Annotated in this window: 1 pseudogene; it reads left to right on the plus strand. The window is 47.4% G+C overall.

The features are described from left to right. Positions 1-104: pseudogene (locus EXE45_RS21475) on the plus strand (CopG family transcriptional regulator); the annotation flags it as partial. Between the last annotated feature and the right edge of the window lie 147 nt (positions 105-251).

A 251-nucleotide genomic window follows, 5' to 3' on the forward strand; every position in this document is an offset into this window, starting at 1 on the left:
TGACTCGGTTTATCGAGCGAAGTGCGGCGAACCTTCCATTCGATCTCGTTATCGAGGAGGGACTCACGAAGGTACTGATCACGGAGATTGAACCCGATAACTGAGGCCGTCTGTTCGCAGCTGGCATTCCCATGTTCGGTTGTGTTCAGTCTTCATACTCATTCATACGATAACATCGATGGGGTGCGCTCAGTGTGAGTTTCTAACAACCACATATTTATATTGAGATATGTATGTCACTCGTAGCCATG

The organism is Halorubrum sp. SP9 (genome assembly GCF_005435015.1).
In the GTDB taxonomy this organism is placed as follows: domain Archaea; phylum Halobacteriota; class Halobacteria; order Halobacteriales; family Haloferacaceae; genus Halorubrum; species Halorubrum sodomense.